Origin of the sequence: Zhaonella formicivorans, from assembly GCF_004353525.1 — a bacterium.
GTDB lineage: Bacteria > Bacillota > DUOV01 > DUOV01 > Zhaonellaceae > Zhaonella > Zhaonella formicivorans.
Genome location: NZ_CP085524.1, coordinates 2,972,578 through 2,990,518, shown reverse-complemented (window position 1 = coordinate 2,990,518; position 17,941 = coordinate 2,972,578). Strand labels below are relative to the sequence as shown.

Sequence of the window (17,941 nt, the reverse complement as noted above, 5' to 3'; positions counted from 1 at the left end):
GCACAGGCCTACGGCTACCTATTGGTCAACAGTCAGTCACCAGTAACTAGCCACTGAGAGCTGATAACTCATAGCTGAAGGCTGACAGCTGAAGGCTGAAAACTAATAACCAGCAACTAACAACTAACAACTGCAATAACTTAGATGCTACGTTATTACTCTATATACAATAGCCAAGACCATAAACCCAAACATCAAGAGCAAAGCTACATAGTCCCTTAATGCCATCACCAACTGCTTCATTTTAGTCCTACCCTGGCTTCCACGGTAGCAGCGGGCTTCCATGGCCATCGCCAGCTCATCGGCGCGGCGGAACGCACCTACAAACAGCGGCACCAACAGAGGCACCATGTTTTTGGCCCGCTGCCAGAGGTTGCCGCTTTCAAAATCAGCGCCCCTGGCCATCTGGGCTTTCATGATCTTGTCAGTCTCTTCCAACAGGGTAGGAATAAACCGCAAGGCAATGCTCATCATCATCGCCAATTCGTGGGCCGGAAGCCCAATTCTCTTACCCGGGCCCATGAGGCTTTCCAGGCCGTCGGTCAGGCTGATGGGTGAAGTGGTCAGCGTTAGCAGAGAAGTAACAAGAATTAGAAAGATCAGGCGCAGGGACATGAATACACCCTGCCGGATACCCTCGATGGTTATTTTTAACGGGCCTATCCTCAACACTTCAGTCCCCGGAGTGAGAAACAAATGCAGGACAAAGGTAAATACTAAAATAATGAGTATTGGTTTAAGGCCTTTCAACAGGTAACTTACCGGGATCTGAGAAAGCAAAATTAACACTAAAGTCAGGATAGCTACTCCTACGTATGTTTCAAGACGGTCAAGTAAAAAGAGGCCCGTCATATAAAAAAGTACAGCCAGTATTTTAGTTCGCGGGTCAAGGCGGTGGACTATTGATTCCCCAGGTATATATTGTCCGATAGTGATATCTTTAAGCATTTTTGTTACCTCGCCACCAGTTCAGTATTTCTTCTTTAGCCTCTTCTACCGTCAACACATCGGTACGCACATTCAACCCCTTGGCTGCCAGTCTGTGCATCAGGGTTGTCACCATGGGGACGCCAAGTCCCAACTTTTCTAAATCCCGGGCTTTTAAAAATATTTCCCGGGGTGTACCGTCCATTACCACCTTCCCCTGGTGCATGACAATAACCCGCTGGGCATAGCGGGCGATATCCTCCATGCTGTGGGAAACAAGAATAATAGTTATTTTTAGCTGTTGATGAAGGGACGCTATCTCTGTCAGTATTTCATCCCTGCCCCCTGGGTCCAGTCCTGCCGTTGGCTCGTCTAAAATCAATACCTGCGGCTCCATGGCCAAAACGCCAGCAATGGCCACACGCCTCATTTGCCCGCCGCTCAAGGCGAAAGGGGAACGGTCCTTCAGACTATCGAAATCCAGGTTGACAGCAGCCATGGCAGCCTTCACCCGTTCGGCTATTTTTTCTTCGCTCCAGCCTAAATTTTTGGGCCCAAAGGCGATGTCTGCATAGACCGTTTCCTCAAAAAGCTGGTGTTCCGGATACTGAAAGACAATGCCCACTTTATGCCGGATATTTTTTAGTCGCGTGGTTTTGGGAGTTATTTCGTCGTTCCCTATAAGTACCCTCCCGCTGGTAGGAAGCAGCAAACCGTTAAGATGTTGAATTAGCGTGGACTTGCCCGAGCCGGTATGACCGATCAGCCCTACGAACTGTCCGGAAGTAATTTCCAGGCTAATGTCGTCCAGTGCCCTGGTTTCATAAGGAGTATTCGGTTTATAGACATGTGACAATGACTCTATCTTGATCAGCATAAGCAATCCACCATTTCCGCAACAGTGAGAATATCTGCCGGTATTTTGAGGCCTTCTTGGCGCAGTCGATATGCCAACTCAGTCATCTGGGGCACATCCATACGCAAACCTTTCAGCATTTCAACTTGCTGAAAGATCTCCCTGGGGGTCCCCTCTTTCACGATCTCCCCTCGTTCCATCACAACCAGGCGATGGGCATTGACCGCCTCTTCCATATAGTGGGTAATATGGACGATTGTTAAACCTTCATTCCGGTTGAGGCTGGTAATGGTATCCATCACTTCTTTTCTGCCTTTTGGATCCAGCATAGCCGTAGGTTCGTCCAGCACCAGGCAGCTTGGCCGCATGGCAATAATTCCTGCAATCGCCACCCTCTGTTTTTGTCCGCCGGAGAGATAATGGGGCTCCCGTTTCTTAAATTCTGACATACCTACCAGTTCCAGGGCCTGATCTACCCGCTGCCTTATTTCTGCCGGAGGAATGCCCAAATTTTCGGGGCCAAAGGCAACGTCTTCTTCCACCATGGTGGCTACCAGCTGGTTATCAGGGTTTTGGAAGACCATCCCCACTTCTTTGCGGATCTCCCAGATTTTCTCCCGGCTCCTGGTATCCATACCGTTCACCGTAACCTTCCCCTCGGTAGGAAGCAGTAAACCATTTAAATGTTTAGCCAGAGTTGATTTGCCGGAACCATTATGGCCTATGATGACCACAAATTCCCCTTTTTTGATTTCCAAGTTAATATTGTTTAGCGCTATTACTTCCTGGGGAGTGCCGGCTTTGTATTTATGATAAAGTTTCTCAATTTTAATCATGGTTACACCACACGCTCTTATGCTAGTTATTAGTTGCTAGTTATTAGTTGTTGGTTTGCTTGTATTCCTTTACAGCAAGAGCTAGACCAGTTTTATAATAAAATAAAAAAGATCCAATTTAAATATCTTCCCTCACTTTTTTATAAAGAAAAGTCCTGGAAGAGCGCCTGGAAACTAACAACTAACAACTTCTATCAAAATTACATCTTTGCATTTAAGGAAATATTCCCAAGGAGTACACAACCGTTTCAAGGTAAAAATTAAGTCAGGAAATGGTTGCGTTCCCGCTACCTGACCCTGACTTAATCCCTGAAACTAATAAAAGCACCTTTTCTCTGCCGCTACTACACTAATTCTACCAGCACCATGGGGGCACCATCGCCGCGGCGGTAGCCCGTTTTAATCAGCCTGGTATATCCTCCCTGGCGCTCCTTATAGCGCGGCGCAATAGTTTCAAATAGTTTCGTCACAACATCTTCTTCCATGAGATACGCTAAAGCCTGTCGCCTGGCGTGCAGGTCTCCCCTCTTCCCCAAGGTAATCATTTTTTCAGCTATTCTTTTCAATTCTTTAGCCCTCGGTTCAGTGGTTTCAATGCGCTCTTCTTTGAGTAAGGAAGTGACGATATTTCTAAACATGGCCTGACGGTGGCTGGATTTCATGCCCAGTTTACGGTATGCCATGGTCCGACCCTCCTTTTCTACTCATCTGACTTGCGTAATGAGAGATTCAATTCCGCAAGCTTTTGTTGTACTTCTTCCAAAGACTTGCGTCCCAAGTTTCTAACCTTCATCATGTCTTCTTCGGTCCGCTGGATCAATTCTTCCACAGTATTGATACCGGCCCGTTTTAGACAATTGTAGGAACGAACTGATAGGTCCAGTTCCTCAATGGTCATCTCCAGAAGCTTATCCTTCTTCTCTTCTTCTTTTTCCACCATCGTAACTTCGTCGCTTATTTTTTCCGTTAAGCCCATGAAAAGTTTCAGATGGTCGTTTAGAATCTTGGCAGAGGAGCTAACAGCCTCATCGGGGGCAATGCTCCCATCTGTCCAAACTTCCAAAGTTAGTTTATCATAGTCTGTAATCTGACCTACACGTGTATCTTCTACAGTATAGTTTACGCGTAAGACCGGAGTAAATAGAGAGTCAACCGGAATCACTCCGATAACCTGCTCCTCTTTTTTATTTTTTTCAGCTGGTACATAGCCCCGGCCTTTTTCGATCACAATATCCATAAACAGCCTGCCGTCTTTATCCAAGGTAGCTATATGCAGGTCAGGGTTCAAAATCTCTACATCAGCGTTAGCTATGATGTCGCCAGCAGTAACTTCTCCCTCTCCCTCTGCTTCAATTCGCACTGTTACCGGCTCATCGGTATGAAGCTTAATGGATAACGACTTCAAATTAAGAATAATATCTGTTGTATCTTCTACTACGCCCGGTATTGTGGAAAACTCATGAAGTACGCCATCAATTTTAATGGAAGTAACTGCTGCGCCGGGCAGAGATGAAAGCAGGATCCTCCGGAGGGAATTGCCCAACGTGATGCCGTAACCCCTTTCCAGGGGCTCCACCACAAACTTGCCGTACCTATTATCCTCACTCCGCTCGACACATTCAATCTTCGGTTTTTCGATTTCTAACATAAATACCCTCCTTCCGAGACCTGAGCCTTTCTTTCAAGAACCCCAATGGACATTATTTGGAATACAACTCGACAATTAAGTGTTCTTCCACCGGGATATCTATATCTTCTCTGGATGGAAGGGCTACGACCCTGCCCCGCAAGGCTTTAGCATCAACCTCTAACCATGCCGGCGGAGTCTTATGGGCAGCTAATTCTGCCAGTTCCTTGAACTTCTCTAAACTGATGCTGCCTTCTTTTACCGCGATCTCATCGCCCACACGCACTTGGTAAGAGGGAATATTTACTTTCTTACCGTTAACTGTAAAGTGCGCGTGTCTAACCAGTTGGCGTGCCTCGGGTCTGGAGCTGGCAAAACCCAAGCGGTAAACTACATTATCAAGGCGTCTTTCTAATAGGCGCAATAGATTCTCACCGGTAACCCCTTTTTGCCGGTCTGCTTTCTCAAAATAATTTCTGAATTGTTTCTCCAGGACACCATAAATCCTACGGGCTTTTTGCTTTTCCCTCAGCTGAATGCCATATTCAGACTGCTTCTTTCTGCTCTGTCCGTGCTGTCCGGGGGCATAAGCCCTTCTGTCTACTGCACACTTGTCAGAATAGCAGCGGTCTCCCTTAAGATATAATTTTGTTCCTTCCCGGCGACATAGCCGGCAAACGGCTTCTTTATATCTTGCCAACCTTTATACACCTCCTATACTCTTCTGCGCTTCGGCGGTCTGCAGCCGTTATGTGGAATAGGGGTAACATCTTTGATCATGCTCACTTCCAGACCTGCTGCCTGAAGGGATCTGATTGCCGCTTCCCGTCCGGCACCAGGTCCTTTTACATAGCATTCAACTTCTTTTAAGCCATGCTCCATAGCTGCTTTAGCAGCTTGCTCGGCAGCCATCTGGGCGGCAAAAGGAGTGCTTTTTCTTGATCCTTTAAATCCTACGCCGCCTGCACTGGCCCAGGAAATAGCATTTCCGGCTTTATCGGTAATAGTAACGATTGTATTGTTGAAAGTGGATTTAATATGGGCAACACCATTTTCAATGTTTTTACGGTCTCTTCTTCTCGTGCGGGTTGGCCTCTTTGCCATTAATCATTATCCCCCTTTCGTTTTGTGACATATTACTTCTTACGTTTTACACCCACAGTCCGTCTCGGACCTTTTCTTGTTCTGGCATTAGTCTTAGTGCGCTGTCCCCGGACCGGTAAACCCCGGCGATGACGCAGGCCCCTATAAGACCCAATTTCAATCAAACGCTTAATATTGAGGGAAACTTCACGGCGTAAGTCCCCTTCCACCACATAGTTCTTATCAATAACTTCACGCAGCTTTGCAACCTCATCTTCAGTTAAATCCCGCACCCTTGTATCGGGGTTAATTCCGGTACGGGCTAAGATCTCTTGAGCGGTCGGCTTCCCAATACCATAGATATAGGTAAGGGCGATCTCTATCCGCTTATCCCGGGGTAAATCTACACCGGAAATACGTGCCATTAAGCTACACCTCCATTTTACTTAGTAGTTCTATTTCAGGTCAGTTGCCAGTTGTTAGTTTTTAGTTGTTAGTTTCAACCAGTTGCTTGAGGGTAAACACAACCGGATCGAGATTTACTTTCTTACAGCAAACAACCAGCATCCTTTTCTCTCCCAATGTATACGCACAATTATTGCATCGGCCCAACACCGGGATATAGCTTAACTTGTCCGGATCCGGGCAAAACCCGGGCAGCCGCGCCGGACAAGCTAATACTGCAATTCTTACAGGTCAGCTGTCAGCTTGCAGCTTTCAGCCGTTAGCTTAAACATTTTAATTGCTGATGGCCGATAGCTGGTGGCTGATAGCTAGATTAGCCTTGTTTCTGCTTGTGCTTAGGAGTTTCGCAGATAACCATTACCCGGCCTTTCCTCTTGATTATTTTACATTTTTCACAGATGGGTTTCACCGACGGTTTTACTTTCATTTAAAACCCTCCTTTGCAATAAGCCCACTAGCTTCCTTGCGATTTTACTTTATTTGAAGCGATAAACGATTCTACCTCTGGTCAAATCATAAGGCGACAGCTCTACTGTAACTCTATCCCCAGGGAGAATCCGGATGAAATTCATTCTGATTTTGCCTGAAACATGGGCAAGAACTTTATGTCCGTTATCCAATTCCACCTTAAACATGGCGTTGGGAAGCGGCTCCAAAACCCTGCCTTCAACTTCAATCACATCCTGTTTGGACACACGATCAACCTCCTTGTCCAGCGGTGTCAACTTTTGCACTTATAAGATCAGCTATAGCTTTACGGATTTCAGCGTTATTAACAGCCTCACCGTTTTTCAATTTATCTGCGATGGTGTCGGCAACCAGTTTGGTGGCCTGTAAGTGCTTAATATTTTTCTTTTTGGGATTGTTGATTTTGCGCAAATCACCATCTGCTAGGTAGGCAAAAGAGTCACCTGATAACGCTACTATTAAAAATACCCTGTCTTTGTCGCGACCTGCTGTGGAATGAACTAACTGCCCCAGTCGCAGTCCTTCAACCATGCTCGCACCCCCGCTTTGTAAGACAAGCCTATAGTTTGGTCAGTATTTCTGGGCCGTCATGGGTTATAGCAATGCTGTGCTCAAAATGAGCCGATGGTTTTTTATCTTTGGTTATCACGGTCCAATTGTCACTCAAAGTCATAACCTCATAGGTTCCCATGTTAACCATAGGCTCGATAGCCAAAGTCATTCCAGGTTTTAAACGAGGGCCCCTTCCAGGCATGCCGAAGTTGGGTACTTGTGGTTCCTCGTGCATCTCCTGGCCAATCCCATGTCCAACATAGTCTCTTACAACAGCAAAACCGCTATTTTCAACATAGCTTTGGATCTCATGGGAAATATCACTAAGCCGGTTGCCGCTCACTGCTTTAGCAATGCCCCGGCTTAAAGCTTCTTCCGTAACTGCCAAGAGCCGTTCAACCTCGCTGGCCACTTGGCCTACCGGCAGCGTTACCGCTGCATCGCCATGATAGCCATTTATTTCCGCGCCGATGTCAATACTGATAATATCTCCATCTTTCAGCTTTCTTAAACCTGGGATACCGTGAACCACTTCCTCATTGATTGAGGCGCAGATACTGGCGGGAAAGCCGTGGTAACCTTTGAAAGAAGGCCTAGCGCCTTTGCTCTTGATATAATCCTCGGCTATTTTGTCAAGCTCGCCCGTGGTTACCCCTTCCGCCACAGCCTTGGCTACCTCCCGGTGAGTTTCAGCCACAATTTGACCAGCATCCCGCATACACTGCAGTTCACGATCCGATTTAAGAATAATCATGCTAAGTCTCTCCCTAAGCAGTTCCCAATCCTTTGCAGCACTTGCTCAATAGGTTGGTCGCCCTTAATATGACAGATGATATGATGAGACTCATAAAAATTAATTAAGGGAGCCGTCTGTTGTTCGTAAACCCTCAGACGACTCGCAACCGTTTCTTCAGTATCGTCTGTGCGCTGCATCAGCTCACCGCCGCATTTATCACATTTACCGGCAACTTTGGGCGGGTTGTTAGAAATATGGTAACTGCTCCCACATCCTTTACAAATCCTCCTTCCAGTGAGGCGATGCAAAATTATCTCCTGGGGAACTTCCAAGCTGATAACTTTATCAAGCTTAACACCTAATTCATTTAAAATATCGTCTAAGGCTTCCGCCTGCGGGACCGTGCGGGGGAACCCGTCTAAAAGAAACCCTTCAGCGCAATCAGCTTCCGAAAGCCTTTCTTTAACTATTCCCACAGTCACGTCATCGGGCACCAATTGCCCGGCATCAATGTAGGCCTTAGCCTTTTTCCCCATTGCCGTACCGTCTTTAATTGCCTTGCGAAACATGTCCCCGGTGGATATATGAGGAATACCCAGTTTCTTCGTGATAATCTCGGCCTGGGTGCCTTTGCCCGCCCCCGGAGGCCCCATGATCAGCAGTCTCATCACAGACTCCCCCTTTTCCTTCAAAACAGCCATTATAGACTGCATATTTACCGGACTTAACTTGCCGGTATTACATCACTACTTCATAAAGCCCTGGTAGTGTCTCATCAAGAGGTGTGATTCCAACTGCTTCATAGTTTCAAGTGCTACACCGACTACAATCAATAGCCCGGTTCCTCCAAACTGCAGGTTCAGACCGGTGGTAGCAAACAAAATGTTTGGAAGAAGCGCAATGAAGGCTAAAAAGATTGCCCCAGCCAAAGTTACCCGGCTTAAAACTTTTTCAATATACTCCGCAGTAGGGCGTCCCGGGCGTAAGCCGGGAATGAAGCCGCCATACTTTTTCATGTTTTCTGCTACATCCATGGGATTGAATGTAACAGCAGTGTAAAAATAGGTGAAAAAGATAATCAATAAGGCATAAATGAGCATATACCAAATTGAACGAAAATCAAAAAATCTAACCACGGCTTGGGCAAAACCGTTGTTAGGGAACCAGGACGCTACAGTCGAAGGGAATAACAAGATCGACATAGCAAAAATAACCGGAATTACGCCCGCCTGGTTGACTTTTAAGGGAATGTGGGTGCTTTGTCCTCCGTAGACCCTTCGTCCTACAACCCGTTTCGCATATTGTACCGGAATTTTTCTTTGCCCTTCATGGATAGCTACTACCCCTGCAATTACCACAACCGCCACGATTAAGAATCCTATTACCGCAAAAATGCTAACTTCACCGGAGCTAACATACTGGTACATGGCATACGCCCCGGAAGGTATCCGCGATACGATACCCGCAAAAATGATCAGGGAAATACCGTTTCCTATACCTTTCTCAGTGATCAACTCACCCAACCACATTAAAAATGCCGTACCTGCTGTCAAGGAAAGGACAATCACTACATAAGAAGTAATCCCGGGGTTGAGCAGCGCACCGCGCAGGTAGAAGGTCATCCCAATAGCCTGAATGAGCCCTAAAATAACAGTGCCGTAGCGGGTGTACTGCACGATTTTTTTTCTGCCCTCTTCTCCTTCTTTCGCCAGCCTTTCCAGAGCCGGTATGACCACGGTTAAAAGCTGCATAATAATTGAGGAGTTGATGTAGGGCATGATTCCCATGGCAAAGATGGTAAATTTCTTAAAAGCGCCACCGGAAACGATGTCAAAAAAACCAAAAAGGTTATTTTGCATCATTTGCTTTAAGACTTCATCGTTGATGCCGGGTACCGGAATATGAGCGCCCAAACGGAAAATCAAAAACATTAGCAAGGTAAAAACTATCTTCTGTCTTAATTCAGCAACCTTAACAGCACTACGAAGGGTTTCAAGCACTTAGATCACCTCTGCTTTTCCGCCGGCTGCCTCAATTTTTTCGACAGCTGCCTTGCTAAAACCATGGGCTTTTACAGTTAAAGCCTTCTCCACGTTCCCCTCGCCTAAAATTTTTAAGCCATCTTTTACACTTTTAATTATGCCCTGTTCTTTGAGCAGTTCTGGTGTAACCACAGTCCCGTTATCGAAGCGGTTTAAAACATCTACATTGATGTTGACAATTTCTTTTTTGAAGATATTGGTAAATCCTCTCTTGGGCAACCGGCGATGTAACGGCATTTGGCCGCCCTCAAAGCCAGGTCTGACACCGCCGCCACTTCTTGCTTTTTGACCTTTATGGCCACGACCGGATGTCTTGCCAAGCCCGGAGCCGATTCCTCTGCCCACGCGAGTCGGCGCTTTGCGAGAACCTTCTGCTGGCTTCAGTTCATGAAGTTTCATGGATTACACCTCCTTCTACGCGTCGATTTCTTCTACGTCCAACAGGTGAGTAAGCTTGGTAACTTTACCACGGATATCCGGAGTATCTTCGTGGATTACGCTGCTATGCAGTTTGGTTAAACCAAGAGCCCTGGCTGTCTGCCTCTGGCTCTCTGGACGACCTATTAGGCTACGCACAAGCGTAATCTTTAGCTTCTTAGCCACTGCTATACCTCCTAACCTAATAGTTCTTCCACAGTTTTTCCGCGAAGTTTTGCAACCTCTTCCGCCCGTTTCAAGCTCTTTAGGCCTTCAATCGTAGCGTATACCATGTTGTTTGCGTTGGAAGAACCAAGTGATTTCGTCAAAATATCTCTAATACCGGCTAACTCCAGTACGGCCCGGGCTGGTCCGCCGGCAATTACGCCAGTACCTTCGGATGCAGGTTTCAAGAGCACTGCGCCGGCACCGAATTTGCCAATAACATCATGCGGAATAGTGGTACCAACTATGGGTACTTTAATTAGGTTTTTCTTGGCATCTTCCACCCCTTTGCGGATTGCTTCAGGAACTTCCGAGGCCTTACCTAAACCTGCTCCCACATGACCATTTCCGTCTCCAACCACAACTAAAGCGCTAAAACTAAAGCGGCGACCGCCTTTAACTACCTTAGCTACCCGTTTGATACTGACAACCTTTTCACTTAAATCCAGGTCGCGTGCATCAATGCGCACTATCTTTTCCCTCCTTTGTCACTTTCTTAAAACTCCAGACCGCCTTCTCTGGCACCCTCTGCTAAAGCAGCAACCCTGCCATGATACAGATAACCGCCCCGATCGAATACAACTGCTTTTATGCCTTTGGCAATAGCTTTTTCCGCCACCAGCTTGCCAACCTCTTTAGCCGCATCTATATTGCCACCGGACTCCAGTTTTCCTTTTAAAGCAGGATCTATTGATGAAGCGGCAACCAAAGTGTGCCCCTTGGTATCATCAATGATCTGCGCATAAATGTTATTTGAACTGCGGTAAACACATAGTCTCGGACGTTCCGGCGTTCCGCTGATTTTCTTACGTACCCGCAAATGTTTTTTAGCCCGCAAGGTGTTTTTATCCGGTCTTTTAAACATCAGATTCACTCCCTTCATCAATAGTTGTTAGTTTATAGTTGTTAGTTGTTATTTCTTCGCTCCGGTCTTACCGACCTTACGACGAATTACTTCGTTCTCGTACTTAATACCCTTGCCCTTATAAGGTTCAGGCTCTCTTACAGCACGGACATTAGCAGCAAATGCTCCTACCTTTTCCTTGTCAATGCCTTTAACTATTACCTTGTTAGGAGCGGGAACTTCAATTTCAATCCCATCTCCGGGAATCATTTCTACCGGGTGACTGTATCCGACAGTCAATACTAATTTATTTCCCTGTTTTGCTGCCCTGTAACCAACGCCAACCAGTTCCAAACCTTTCTGAAAACCTTTGGTTACACCCTCTACCATGTTATTTAACAATGCTCTTGTTAAACCATGCAGGGAACGATGCTCTTTGTTGTCGCTAGGACGAGTTACTTTGATTTGACCGTCTTCTACAGCAATATTGATATCTTTGTGGAATTCCCTGGTCAAAGTCCCCTTCGGTCCTTTAACACTAACCACATTGCCGTCTATCTTGACTTCAACACCAGCCGGGATAGTTATTGGCGCTCTACCAATCCTAGACAATGTTTGCACCTCCTACTGCCGTAATGTTTCATTTGACTTACCAAACGTAGCAGATTACCTCGCCGCCTACGCCTGCTTTTCTTGCTTCTTTATCAGTCATAATGCCTTTGGATGTGGAAATTACCGCTATGCCGAGCCCGCCGAGCACTTTCGGCACTTCATCTTTGCGGGCATAGACCCTTAAGCCAGGCTTACTGATTCTTTTCAGACCGGTAATTACCTTCTCCTTGTTAGGCCCGTATTTTAGGTAGATCCGTAAAACACCCTGTTTTGCATCCTCAATATATTCGTAATCTTTAATGAACCCTTCTTCTTTCAGAATTTCGGCCATAGCCTTTTTCATTCTGGAAGCAGGAATCTCAACTGTCTCTTTGTATGCAGTGTTTGCATTGCGGATACGTGTCAGAAAATCCGCAATTGGATCAGTCATAACCATACCTTCTACCCCCTTCCACTATTCGTTTACCAACTGGCTTTTGTAACCCCTGGTAGTTCTCCTTTATAGGCCAGTTCTCTGAAACAAATCCTGCACATGCCAAATTTTCTTAAATATGCGTGGGGCCTTCCGCAAATTTTGCAGCGGTTGTAAGCTCTTACTTTATATTTCGGTGTTCTTTGTTGCTTCACGATCATCGCTTTTTTAGCCATGTTTTCGCTTATCCCTCCTTTAACGCTTTCACGGGCTTGACATTATCTTTCAGCAAAAGGCATACCAAGCAGACGCAACAACTCGCGGGACTCTTCGTCATTTTTGGCGGTAGTGACAAAAGAAATATCCATGCCACGCAATTTATCGATTTTGTCATAATCGATTTCAGGGAAAATCAACTGTTCCTTTAAGCCCATAGTGAAATTGCCACGACCGTCAAACCCTTTGGGCGAAACCCCTCTGAAATCACGAACCCTTGGCAGCGCCACATTAAAGAGCTTATCTACAAACTCGTACATCCTATCGCCCCTAAGGGTTACTTTACAACCAATGGGCATATTTGCACGGAGTTTGAAAGCAGCAATAGATTTTTTGGCCCGGGTAACTATAGGCTTCTGGCCGGTTATCAAGGTCAGGTCCTGTACCGCGCCATCTAAAGCCTTGGGGTTTTGGGTAGCTTCACCTACCCCCATGTTAATCACAACTTTTTCCAATCTGGGAACTTCCATTATATTTTTATAACCGAACTTCTCCATCAGGGCCGGTTTAACTTCCGAATTGTATTTCTCTTTTAACCTTGCCATGGCTATACAACCTCCTTTCCAGCAACCTATTTATCCAGGACTTCACCGCATTTTTTACAATATCTTACTTTAGTGCCGTCATCCAAAAACTTATGCGCAATTCTAGTAGGACTGTTGCATTTAGTGCAGTAGAGCATGACATTGGAACTTGAAATAGGAGCTTCTTTTTCCACAATACCGCCCTGCGGCATCTTCTGGTTAGCTTTGGTGTGGCGTTTAACCACGTTGACGCCCTCTACAATTACTCTTTGTTTATCAGGAATGACAGTTAAGACTTTTCCTTTTTTGCCAGCGTTTTTACCGGTGATTACCAACACTGTGTCGCCCTTTTTAACGTGAACTTTTGGTGCCACTTCAGGTTCACCTCCAATAACTGTTCTTGTCGTTTGTCTAAATGCCGTTTTTTGAATAACCGTTCTACCGACCCTTACAGCACTTCAGGAGCCAAGGAGACTATCTTCATAAAGTTTTTCTCCCTTAATTCCCTGGCTACAGGGCCAAAGATACGAGTACCTTTCGGGTTGCCTTGATCGTTAATAATCACGGCTGCATTCTCATTAAACCTGATATACGAACCGTCTGGCCTTTTAACTTCTTTTGTTGTGCGTACCACTACCGCCTTGACTACGTCACCCTTCTTGACAACGCCGCCTGGTGTTGCTTCCTTTACTGAAGCGATAATTACATCACCAACTGTGGCATACCGTCTTTTTGAACCGCCCATAACACGGATGCACATCAGTTTTTTTGCACCAGTATTATCGCCAACTTTGAGAATAGTTTGTTGTTGTATCACCGGACTAACCCCCTTTACAACTGGTAATCCTGAAAATTGACTCTTGCTTATAGTTCCTTAGCTTTCTCCAGTATTTCTACAACCCGCCATCTCTTATCCTTGCTTAAGGGCCTGGTCTCCATAATACGCACTTTATCGCCGATGCCACAGGCATTGCCTTCATCATGGGCCTTAAACTTCTTTGTATTTTTTACCCGGCGTCCATAAAGCGGGTGACGGATAAAGTCCTCTACAGCAACAACCACTGTTTTATCCATCTTGTTGCTAACAACCGTACCCACTCTTACTTTACGAGCATTTCTTTCTACCAAGGATTTCGCCTCCTTCGCTCGATTTTATTTAATACTAAAAACGTTTTGCTCTATTTCTTGCCTTCGTCAATATAAGCAATATAAAGCTGCCATTATTTAAAGTCATTGCTGACAGCTGCCAGCTGTTAGCTTTACAGTGCTTTAGCCTCTTTGAGTTCTCTTTCCTTTAAAACCGTTTTAGCCTTTGCTATGCTCCGGCGCACTTCCCGAATCCGCATAGGGTTATCAAGTTGGCCGGTGGCATGTTGAAAACGCAAATTAAAGAGTTCCTGTTTTAGGTCATCTATTTTTTTTAAAATTTCAGCTGTGGTCAAGTCTCTGATTTCTTTAGCTTTCATTACCTTCACCACCCGCTTCTGCTCTTTTTACGAATTTAGTCTTAATAGGCAATTTATGTGCGGCTAAACGCATAGCCTCTCTGGCTACTTCCTCCGCCACACCTGCCAGTTCAAACATTACCCTGCCAGGTTTAACGACAGCTACCCAGTATTCCGGCGCACCTTTACCGCTACCCATCCTGGTTTCAGCCGGCTTGGCCGTAATCGGAGTGTCCGGGAAGATCTTAATCCATACTTTACCGCCCCGCTTGATATAACGGGTCATGGCAATACGGGCAGCTTCTATTTGTCTGGATGTGATCCATGCGGGCTCCAAAGCCTGCAAACCATATTCACCGTATGCAACTTCGTTCCCTTTGTATGCGCGGCCAGTCAGTTTGGGCCTGTGCTGTTTACGGTGCTTGACTCTTTTTGGCATCAACATAATTTACTTGCCCCCTTCTACAGCGACCTTTTTTGCCTCTGGAAGGATTTCCCCTTTATATACCCACACTTTAACACCAATCTTGCCGTAGGTGGTGTTGGCTTCTGCAAAACCGTAGTCAATATCAGCTCTTAGGGTATGAAGGGGTACTTTACCTTCGCTGTACCATTCGGTACGGGCGATTTCAGCACCACCAAGTCTTCCTGAAACAGAAATCTTTATACCTTCAGCGCCCAGTCTCATTGCCTTAGACACTGCCTGTTTCATCGCTCTGCGGAAAGAGATCCTTTTTTCCAGCTGGGCAGCAACATTCTCTGCCACTAATTGGGCATCAATTTCCGGCTTCTTAATTTCCACTATGTTTAGGCTAACTTGTTTGCCGGTCATTTTTTCCAGTTCCTTGCGCAGCGCTTCAACTTCAGTGCCGCCGCGGCCTATGACAATACCTGGTTTAGCGGTATGAATAGAAACTTTTACTCTGTTGGCAGCCCTTTCAATCTCTATGGTAGAAACGCCGGCGGCAAAAAGGCGCTTCTTCAGATAGCGACGAACTTTCAGGTCTTCGTGCAACAGTTCTACATAGTCCCTGTCAGCATACCACTTGGCATCCCAATCTTTAATAATGCCGATCCTTAATCCTTTAGGATGTACCTTCTGACCCACAATCAAACCTCCTTCTGGCTAACAACCACTGTAATATGGCTGGTCCTTCTCCGCATCAGATCAGCCCGGCCCATTGCCCTTGGCTTGTAGCGCTTCAAGGTTGGGCCCTGGTCCACATAAATTTTGGAAACGTAGAGATCATCGCCATTCATTTCATAATTGTGTTCTGCATTGGCAACAGCAGATTTTAACGCCTTTTCAATGGCTACTGAGGCTTTTTTTGGTGTAAACTTCAAAATAGCAAAGGCTTCATTAACCTTTTTTCCCCTGATCAAATCAGCTACTACACGGGCTTTTTGGGGAGAAATTCTAATATATTTGGCAATTGCTTTAGCTTCCATTGTCTAACCCCCTCTCTGGAGTTTGCTATTTCAATGCTGTAGAACGTTCAGTGTGTGCTCCGTGTCCTTTGAAAACCCTGGTTGGAGCAAACTCTCCCAACTTATGACCGACCATGTCTTCAGTGATATATACCGGAACATGTTTTCTGCCGTCGTGTACTGCTATGGTGTGGCCTACCATTTCCGGAAAAATTGTGGAACGACGGGACCAAGTCTTGATTACTTTCTTCTCATTCTTTTCATTCATTTCCTGTATCCGTGCTAACAGTTTCGCATCGCAGTAAGGCCCTTTCTTAAGGGATCTGCCCATATTTCCAAATGCCTCCTTTCTGCCGCAGTTTACCTGCCCAACTTATTTAAAATCAGTTTATCCATTCCGTCTCTTGATGATCATCTTGTCAGAAGCTTTTCTCTTCTTCCTTGTCTTGGCTCCCAGCGCCGGTTTACCCCACGGAGTTACAGGGTGCTTTCTACCAACGGGTGAACGTCCTTCACCACCACCATGCGGGTGATCAACCGGGTTCATGACAACGCCCCGTACAGTAGGCCTGATACCCAACCATCTGGCCCGACCTGCTTTACCGATGGTAATATTCTCGTGGTCCAGGTTACCTACCTGGCCGATTGTTGCTTTGCACTCCAGGCTGATTAAGCGTACCTCACCGGACGGCAACCTTACCTGCCCGTATTTGCCCTCCTTGGCCATGAGCTGCGCAGAAGCACCGGCAGTCCTTACTAGCTGGCCCCCTTTTCCGGCTTTCAGTTCGATGTTGTGGATAATAGTACCAACCGGGATGCTTTTCAAGGGCAGCGCATTACCGGTCTTGATATCTACATTTTCACCGGAAATAACAGTGTCTCCCACTTTTAAGCCGTATGGCGCCAAAATATAACGTTTTTCACCGTCGGCATAATTTAAGAGAGCTATATTTGCCGATCTGTTAGGATCATACTCAATTGTAGCAACTTTTGCAGGAATATCATCTTTGTTACGTTTAAAATCTATAATTCGGTAGAGACGCTTATGGCCGCCTCCCTGGTGTCTAACTGTCAACCTACCTTGCGAATTTCTCCCTGCTTTTTTCTTTAGCGGCACCACCAATGACTTTTCAGGTTCTTTTGCCGTGATTTCCTCAAATGTTGAAACTGTCATTTGGCGGCGGCCCGGTGAGGTAGGCTTAAACTTTTTAATCGCCATTTGCTTTTCCCTCCTTTACGAAACAATACTTACAGCCCTTCAAAGAGCTCGATCTTATCTCCCGCTTTTAAGGTTACAATTGCCTTCTTACGGTCAGGTGTCTTTCCTTCAAAACGTCCTTGACGTTTCTTCTTACCCCTTACCGTCATTGTACGAACTTTTAAAACAGATACCTTAAATAGCTTTTCCACTGCGTTTTTTATTTCAATTTTGTTGGCATCTTTGTCAACATAAAATGTGTATTTATTTTCTTCCATTAAACCCATGGACTTCTCGGAGACAACTGGTCTGATTAACACTTCCTGCGGGCTACGCATTACGCCAGCACCTCCTCCACTTTGGCCACCGCATCCTTGGTGATGACCATTTTTTCATGATTTAAAACATTATATACGTTGACTCTAGCCGCTTCCACCGGGGAAATGCCCGGGATGTTTCTGGAAGATTTAATAACGTTCTCATCTTTACCAGCCGTAACAACCAAAGCTTTGTTATCCACGTTCAGCGCTTTAAGAACATTAACCATGCTTTTAGTTTTTGGCTGATCAAAATGCAGGCTGTCCAGCACAATGAGGTTCCCTTCCGCCACTTTTGCGGAAAGAACGGATTTTAAAGCCAGCCTTCTTGCCTTTTTAGGCAAGGAATAGCGATAGCTCCTTGGTTTTGGTCCGAAGACAATACCACCTTTTCTCCAAAGCGGTGATCTGATACTTCCAGCCCTTGCACGGCCAGTTCCTTTTTGTCTCCACGGCTTTCTTCCGCCACCGCTCACTTCTGCTCTTGTCTTTGTAGAATGGGTTCCCGCCCTTCTGTTGGCCAGCAGCATTACTACCGCGTTGTGTACAGCTGCTTCGTTGAAGGGGACACCAAATACTGCATCATTTAGCTCAATTTCGCCAACCTGGCTGCCCTGCATATTATATACCGCTACTTTCGGCATTTACCTT

33 protein-coding genes are annotated in these 17,941 nt (G+C 45.9%); all 33 read right to left on the bottom strand.

From position 1 onward, the window contains the following. Positions 1-147: 147 nt before the first annotated feature. Positions 148-948, bottom strand: a complete 801-nt coding sequence (locus EYS13_RS14680) for an energy-coupling factor transporter transmembrane component T family protein (protein ID WP_227764172.1) — start codon at positions 946-948, stop codon at positions 148-150. Further along, positions 941-1,804, bottom strand: a complete 864-nt coding sequence (locus EYS13_RS14675) for an energy-coupling factor transporter ATPase (protein ID WP_227764170.1) — start codon at positions 1,802-1,804, stop codon at positions 941-943. Before EYS13_RS14675 ends, EYS13_RS14680 begins: the two co-directional genes overlap by 8 nt. Beyond that, on the bottom strand, positions 1,798-2,619 hold the full coding sequence (locus EYS13_RS14670; RefSeq protein WP_227764168.1) for an energy-coupling factor transporter ATPase: 822 nt from the start codon (positions 2,617-2,619) through the stop codon (positions 1,798-1,800). The genes EYS13_RS14675 and EYS13_RS14670 overlap by 7 nt, the downstream gene beginning before the upstream one ends. 344 nt (positions 2,620-2,963) lie before the next feature. After that, on the bottom strand, positions 2,964-3,302 hold the full coding sequence (gene rplQ, locus EYS13_RS14665; RefSeq protein ID WP_227764166.1) for a 50S ribosomal protein L17: 339 nt from the start codon (positions 3,300-3,302) through the stop codon (positions 2,964-2,966). Positions 3,303-3,319: 17 nt separating this feature from the next. Continuing rightward, positions 3,320-4,267 carry a DNA-directed RNA polymerase subunit alpha gene (locus tag EYS13_RS14660; RefSeq protein ID WP_227764164.1) on the bottom strand — a complete coding sequence of 316 codons (948 nt, stop codon included), beginning with the start codon at positions 4,265-4,267 and terminating at the stop codon, positions 3,320-3,322. Positions 4,268-4,319: 52 nt separating this feature from the next. After that, positions 4,320-4,946, bottom strand: a complete 627-nt coding sequence (gene rpsD / locus EYS13_RS14655; RefSeq protein WP_227764162.1) for a 30S ribosomal protein S4 — start codon at positions 4,944-4,946, stop codon at positions 4,320-4,322. A 14-nt stretch (positions 4,947-4,960) separates the two neighbouring features. After that, positions 4,961-5,350, bottom strand: a complete 390-nt coding sequence (rpsK, locus tag EYS13_RS14650) for a 30S ribosomal protein S11 (RefSeq protein WP_227764160.1) — start codon at positions 5,348-5,350, stop codon at positions 4,961-4,963. Between the two features lie 32 nt (positions 5,351-5,382). Then, positions 5,383-5,754: a 30S ribosomal protein S13 gene (gene rpsM, locus EYS13_RS14645; protein WP_227764158.1), complete on the bottom strand. Its 372-nt coding sequence runs from the start codon at positions 5,752-5,754 to the stop codon at positions 5,383-5,385. A gap of 353 nt (positions 5,755-6,107) precedes the next feature. Next, positions 6,108-6,221, bottom strand: coding sequence for a 50S ribosomal protein L36 (gene rpmJ / locus EYS13_RS14640; protein ID WP_227764155.1), 114 nt, complete (start codon positions 6,219-6,221; stop codon positions 6,108-6,110). Between the two features lie 49 nt (positions 6,222-6,270). After that, positions 6,271-6,489: a translation initiation factor IF-1 gene (gene infA, locus EYS13_RS14635; RefSeq protein ID WP_227764153.1), complete on the bottom strand. Its 219-nt coding sequence runs from the start codon at positions 6,487-6,489 to the stop codon at positions 6,271-6,273. A gap of 4 nt (positions 6,490-6,493) precedes the next feature. Then, a complete protein-coding gene (locus EYS13_RS14630; protein WP_227764152.1) occupies positions 6,494-6,793 on the bottom strand; it encodes a KOW domain-containing RNA-binding protein in 300 nt (99 codons plus the stop codon). A 28-nt stretch (positions 6,794-6,821) separates the two neighbouring features. Further along, positions 6,822-7,568: a type I methionyl aminopeptidase gene (gene map, locus EYS13_RS14625; RefSeq protein WP_227764151.1), complete on the bottom strand. Its 747-nt coding sequence runs from the start codon at positions 7,566-7,568 to the stop codon at positions 6,822-6,824. Beyond that, on the bottom strand, positions 7,565-8,218 hold the full coding sequence (locus EYS13_RS14620) for an adenylate kinase (protein WP_227764149.1): 654 nt from the start codon (positions 8,216-8,218) through the stop codon (positions 7,565-7,567). Before EYS13_RS14620 ends, map begins: the two co-directional genes overlap by 4 nt. Before the next feature lie 78 nt (positions 8,219-8,296). Next, positions 8,297-9,550: a preprotein translocase subunit SecY gene (gene secY / locus EYS13_RS14615; RefSeq protein WP_227764147.1), complete on the bottom strand. Its 1,254-nt coding sequence runs from the start codon at positions 9,548-9,550 to the stop codon at positions 8,297-8,299. Further along, complete coding sequence (gene rplO / locus EYS13_RS14610) at positions 9,551-9,991, bottom strand: 50S ribosomal protein L15 (protein WP_227764145.1); 441 nt, start codon at positions 9,989-9,991, stop codon at positions 9,551-9,553. 15 nt (positions 9,992-10,006) lie between these two features. Next, positions 10,007-10,195, bottom strand: a complete 189-nt coding sequence (rpmD, locus tag EYS13_RS14605; protein ID WP_227764143.1) for a 50S ribosomal protein L30 — start codon at positions 10,193-10,195, stop codon at positions 10,007-10,009. Between the two features lie 11 nt (positions 10,196-10,206). After that, positions 10,207-10,707 (bottom strand): 30S ribosomal protein S5, encoded by a 501-nt coding sequence (gene rpsE, locus EYS13_RS14600; RefSeq protein WP_227767982.1) that lies wholly within the window; start codon positions 10,705-10,707, stop codon positions 10,207-10,209. A 23-nt stretch (positions 10,708-10,730) separates the two neighbouring features. Continuing rightward, the gene (gene rplR / locus EYS13_RS14595; RefSeq protein ID WP_227764141.1) at positions 10,731-11,099 is read right to left on the bottom strand and encodes a 50S ribosomal protein L18; all 369 of its coding nucleotides are present in this window, start codon (positions 11,097-11,099) and stop codon (positions 10,731-10,733) included. A gap of 48 nt (positions 11,100-11,147) precedes the next feature. Next, complete coding sequence (gene rplF, locus EYS13_RS14590; protein ID WP_227764140.1) at positions 11,148-11,690, bottom strand: 50S ribosomal protein L6; 543 nt, start codon at positions 11,688-11,690, stop codon at positions 11,148-11,150. Positions 11,691-11,727: 37 nt separating this feature from the next. Further along, positions 11,728-12,126 carry a 30S ribosomal protein S8 gene (gene rpsH / locus EYS13_RS14585; RefSeq protein ID WP_227764139.1) on the bottom strand — a complete coding sequence of 133 codons (399 nt, stop codon included), beginning with the start codon at positions 12,124-12,126 and terminating at the stop codon, positions 11,728-11,730. 26 nt (positions 12,127-12,152) lie between these two features. Then, complete coding sequence (locus EYS13_RS14580) at positions 12,153-12,338, bottom strand: type Z 30S ribosomal protein S14 (protein ID WP_227764137.1); 186 nt, start codon at positions 12,336-12,338, stop codon at positions 12,153-12,155. A gap of 42 nt (positions 12,339-12,380) precedes the next feature. Beyond that, positions 12,381-12,923 carry a 50S ribosomal protein L5 gene (gene rplE / locus EYS13_RS14575; protein ID WP_227764136.1) on the bottom strand — a complete coding sequence of 181 codons (543 nt, stop codon included), beginning with the start codon at positions 12,921-12,923 and terminating at the stop codon, positions 12,381-12,383. A 26-nt stretch (positions 12,924-12,949) separates the two neighbouring features. Beyond that, positions 12,950-13,276: a 50S ribosomal protein L24 gene (rplX, locus tag EYS13_RS14570; protein WP_227764133.1), complete on the bottom strand. Its 327-nt coding sequence runs from the start codon at positions 13,274-13,276 to the stop codon at positions 12,950-12,952. Between the two features lie 74 nt (positions 13,277-13,350). Then, positions 13,351-13,719 (bottom strand): 50S ribosomal protein L14, encoded by a 369-nt coding sequence (gene rplN, locus EYS13_RS14565; protein WP_227764131.1) that lies wholly within the window; start codon positions 13,717-13,719, stop codon positions 13,351-13,353. Between the two features lie 47 nt (positions 13,720-13,766). Further along, positions 13,767-14,030 carry a 30S ribosomal protein S17 gene (rpsQ, locus tag EYS13_RS14560; RefSeq protein WP_227764129.1) on the bottom strand — a complete coding sequence of 88 codons (264 nt, stop codon included), beginning with the start codon at positions 14,028-14,030 and terminating at the stop codon, positions 13,767-13,769. Between the two features lie 131 nt (positions 14,031-14,161). Next, complete coding sequence (gene rpmC, locus EYS13_RS14555; protein WP_227764127.1) at positions 14,162-14,368, bottom strand: 50S ribosomal protein L29; 207 nt, start codon at positions 14,366-14,368, stop codon at positions 14,162-14,164. Then, positions 14,358-14,792, bottom strand: a complete 435-nt coding sequence (gene rplP, locus EYS13_RS14550) for a 50S ribosomal protein L16 (RefSeq protein WP_227764125.1) — start codon at positions 14,790-14,792, stop codon at positions 14,358-14,360. Before rplP ends, rpmC begins: the two co-directional genes overlap by 11 nt. A 3-nt stretch (positions 14,793-14,795) precedes the next feature. After that, entirely contained in the window at positions 14,796-15,455 is a 660-nt protein-coding gene (gene rpsC, locus EYS13_RS14545) for a 30S ribosomal protein S3 (protein ID WP_227764124.1), read from the bottom strand. Positions 15,456-15,457: 2 nt separating this feature from the next. Continuing rightward, complete coding sequence (rplV, locus tag EYS13_RS14540; RefSeq protein WP_227764122.1) at positions 15,458-15,796, bottom strand: 50S ribosomal protein L22; 339 nt, start codon at positions 15,794-15,796, stop codon at positions 15,458-15,460. Between the two features lie 25 nt (positions 15,797-15,821). Further along, positions 15,822-16,106, bottom strand: coding sequence for a 30S ribosomal protein S19 (rpsS, locus tag EYS13_RS14535; RefSeq protein WP_227764120.1), 285 nt, complete (start codon positions 16,104-16,106; stop codon positions 15,822-15,824). A 57-nt stretch (positions 16,107-16,163) separates the two neighbouring features. Next, positions 16,164-16,994 carry a 50S ribosomal protein L2 gene (gene rplB, locus EYS13_RS14530; RefSeq protein WP_227764117.1) on the bottom strand — a complete coding sequence of 277 codons (831 nt, stop codon included), beginning with the start codon at positions 16,992-16,994 and terminating at the stop codon, positions 16,164-16,166. A gap of 29 nt (positions 16,995-17,023) precedes the next feature. Beyond that, positions 17,024-17,311, bottom strand: a complete 288-nt coding sequence (rplW, locus tag EYS13_RS14525; RefSeq protein ID WP_227764116.1) for a 50S ribosomal protein L23 — start codon at positions 17,309-17,311, stop codon at positions 17,024-17,026. Further along, positions 17,311-17,934: a 50S ribosomal protein L4 gene (gene rplD / locus EYS13_RS14520; protein ID WP_227764114.1), complete on the bottom strand. Its 624-nt coding sequence runs from the start codon at positions 17,932-17,934 to the stop codon at positions 17,311-17,313. The genes rplW and rplD overlap by 1 nt, the downstream gene beginning before the upstream one ends. Between the last annotated feature and the right edge of the window lie 7 nt (positions 17,935-17,941).

Coding starts and splice junctions, on each gene's coding strand:
- EYS13_RS14630 (WP_227764152.1), bottom strand. CDS start 6,793: ATGGTTGAAGGACTGCGACTGGGGCAGTTAGTTCATTCCACAGCAGGT.
- rplP (WP_227764125.1), bottom strand. CDS start 14,792: ATGTTGATGCCAAAAAGAGTCAAGCACCGTAAACAGCACAGGCCCAAA.
- EYS13_RS14680 (WP_227764172.1), bottom strand. CDS start 948: ATGCTTAAAGATATCACTATCGGACAATATATACCTGGGGAATCAATA.
- EYS13_RS14580 (WP_227764137.1), bottom strand. CDS start 12,338: ATGGCTAAAAAAGCGATGATCGTGAAGCAACAAAGAACACCGAAATAT.
- rplQ (WP_227764166.1), bottom strand. CDS start 3,302: ATGGCATACCGTAAACTGGGCATGAAATCCAGCCACCGTCAGGCCATG.
- EYS13_RS14675 (WP_227764170.1), bottom strand. CDS start 1,804: ATGCTGATCAAGATAGAGTCATTGTCACATGTCTATAAACCGAATACT.
- rplD (WP_227764114.1), bottom strand. CDS start 17,934: ATGCCGAAAGTAGCGGTATATAATATGCAGGGCAGCCAGGTTGGCGAA.
- rplO (WP_227764145.1), bottom strand. CDS start 9,991: ATGAAACTTCATGAACTGAAGCCAGCAGAAGGTTCTCGCAAAGCGCCG.
- rpmC (WP_227764127.1), bottom strand. CDS start 14,368: ATGAAAGCTAAAGAAATCAGAGACTTGACCACAGCTGAAATTTTAAAA.
- rplE (WP_227764136.1), bottom strand. CDS start 12,923: ATGGCAAGGTTAAAAGAGAAATACAATTCGGAAGTTAAACCGGCCCTG.
- rplW (WP_227764116.1), bottom strand. CDS start 17,311: ATGCGTAGCCCGCAGGAAGTGTTAATCAGACCAGTTGTCTCCGAGAAG.
- rpsM (WP_227764158.1), bottom strand. CDS start 5,754: ATGGCACGTATTTCCGGTGTAGATTTACCCCGGGATAAGCGGATAGAG.
- rplR (WP_227764141.1), bottom strand. CDS start 11,099: ATGTTTAAAAGACCGGATAAAAACACCTTGCGGGCTAAAAAACATTTG.
- rplB (WP_227764117.1), bottom strand. CDS start 16,994: ATGGCGATTAAAAAGTTTAAGCCTACCTCACCGGGCCGCCGCCAAATG.
- EYS13_RS14660 (WP_227764164.1), bottom strand. CDS start 4,267: ATGTTAGAAATCGAAAAACCGAAGATTGAATGTGTCGAGCGGAGTGAG.
- rplV (WP_227764122.1), bottom strand. CDS start 15,796: ATGGAAGCTAAAGCAATTGCCAAATATATTAGAATTTCTCCCCAAAAA.
- rpmJ (WP_227764155.1), bottom strand. CDS start 6,221: ATGAAAGTAAAACCGTCGGTGAAACCCATCTGTGAAAAATGTAAAATA.
- EYS13_RS14620 (WP_227764149.1), bottom strand. CDS start 8,218: ATGAGACTGCTGATCATGGGGCCTCCGGGGGCGGGCAAAGGCACCCAG.
- rpsH (WP_227764139.1), bottom strand. CDS start 12,126: ATGGTTATGACTGATCCAATTGCGGATTTTCTGACACGTATCCGCAAT.
- rpsS (WP_227764120.1), bottom strand. CDS start 16,106: ATGGGCAGATCCCTTAAGAAAGGGCCTTACTGCGATGCGAAACTGTTA.
- EYS13_RS14670 (WP_227764168.1), bottom strand. CDS start 2,619: ATGATTAAAATTGAGAAACTTTATCATAAATACAAAGCCGGCACTCCC.
- rpsK (WP_227764160.1), bottom strand. CDS start 5,350: ATGGCAAAGAGGCCAACCCGCACGAGAAGAAGAGACCGTAAAAACATT.
- map (WP_227764151.1), bottom strand. CDS start 7,568: ATGATTATTCTTAAATCGGATCGTGAACTGCAGTGTATGCGGGATGCT.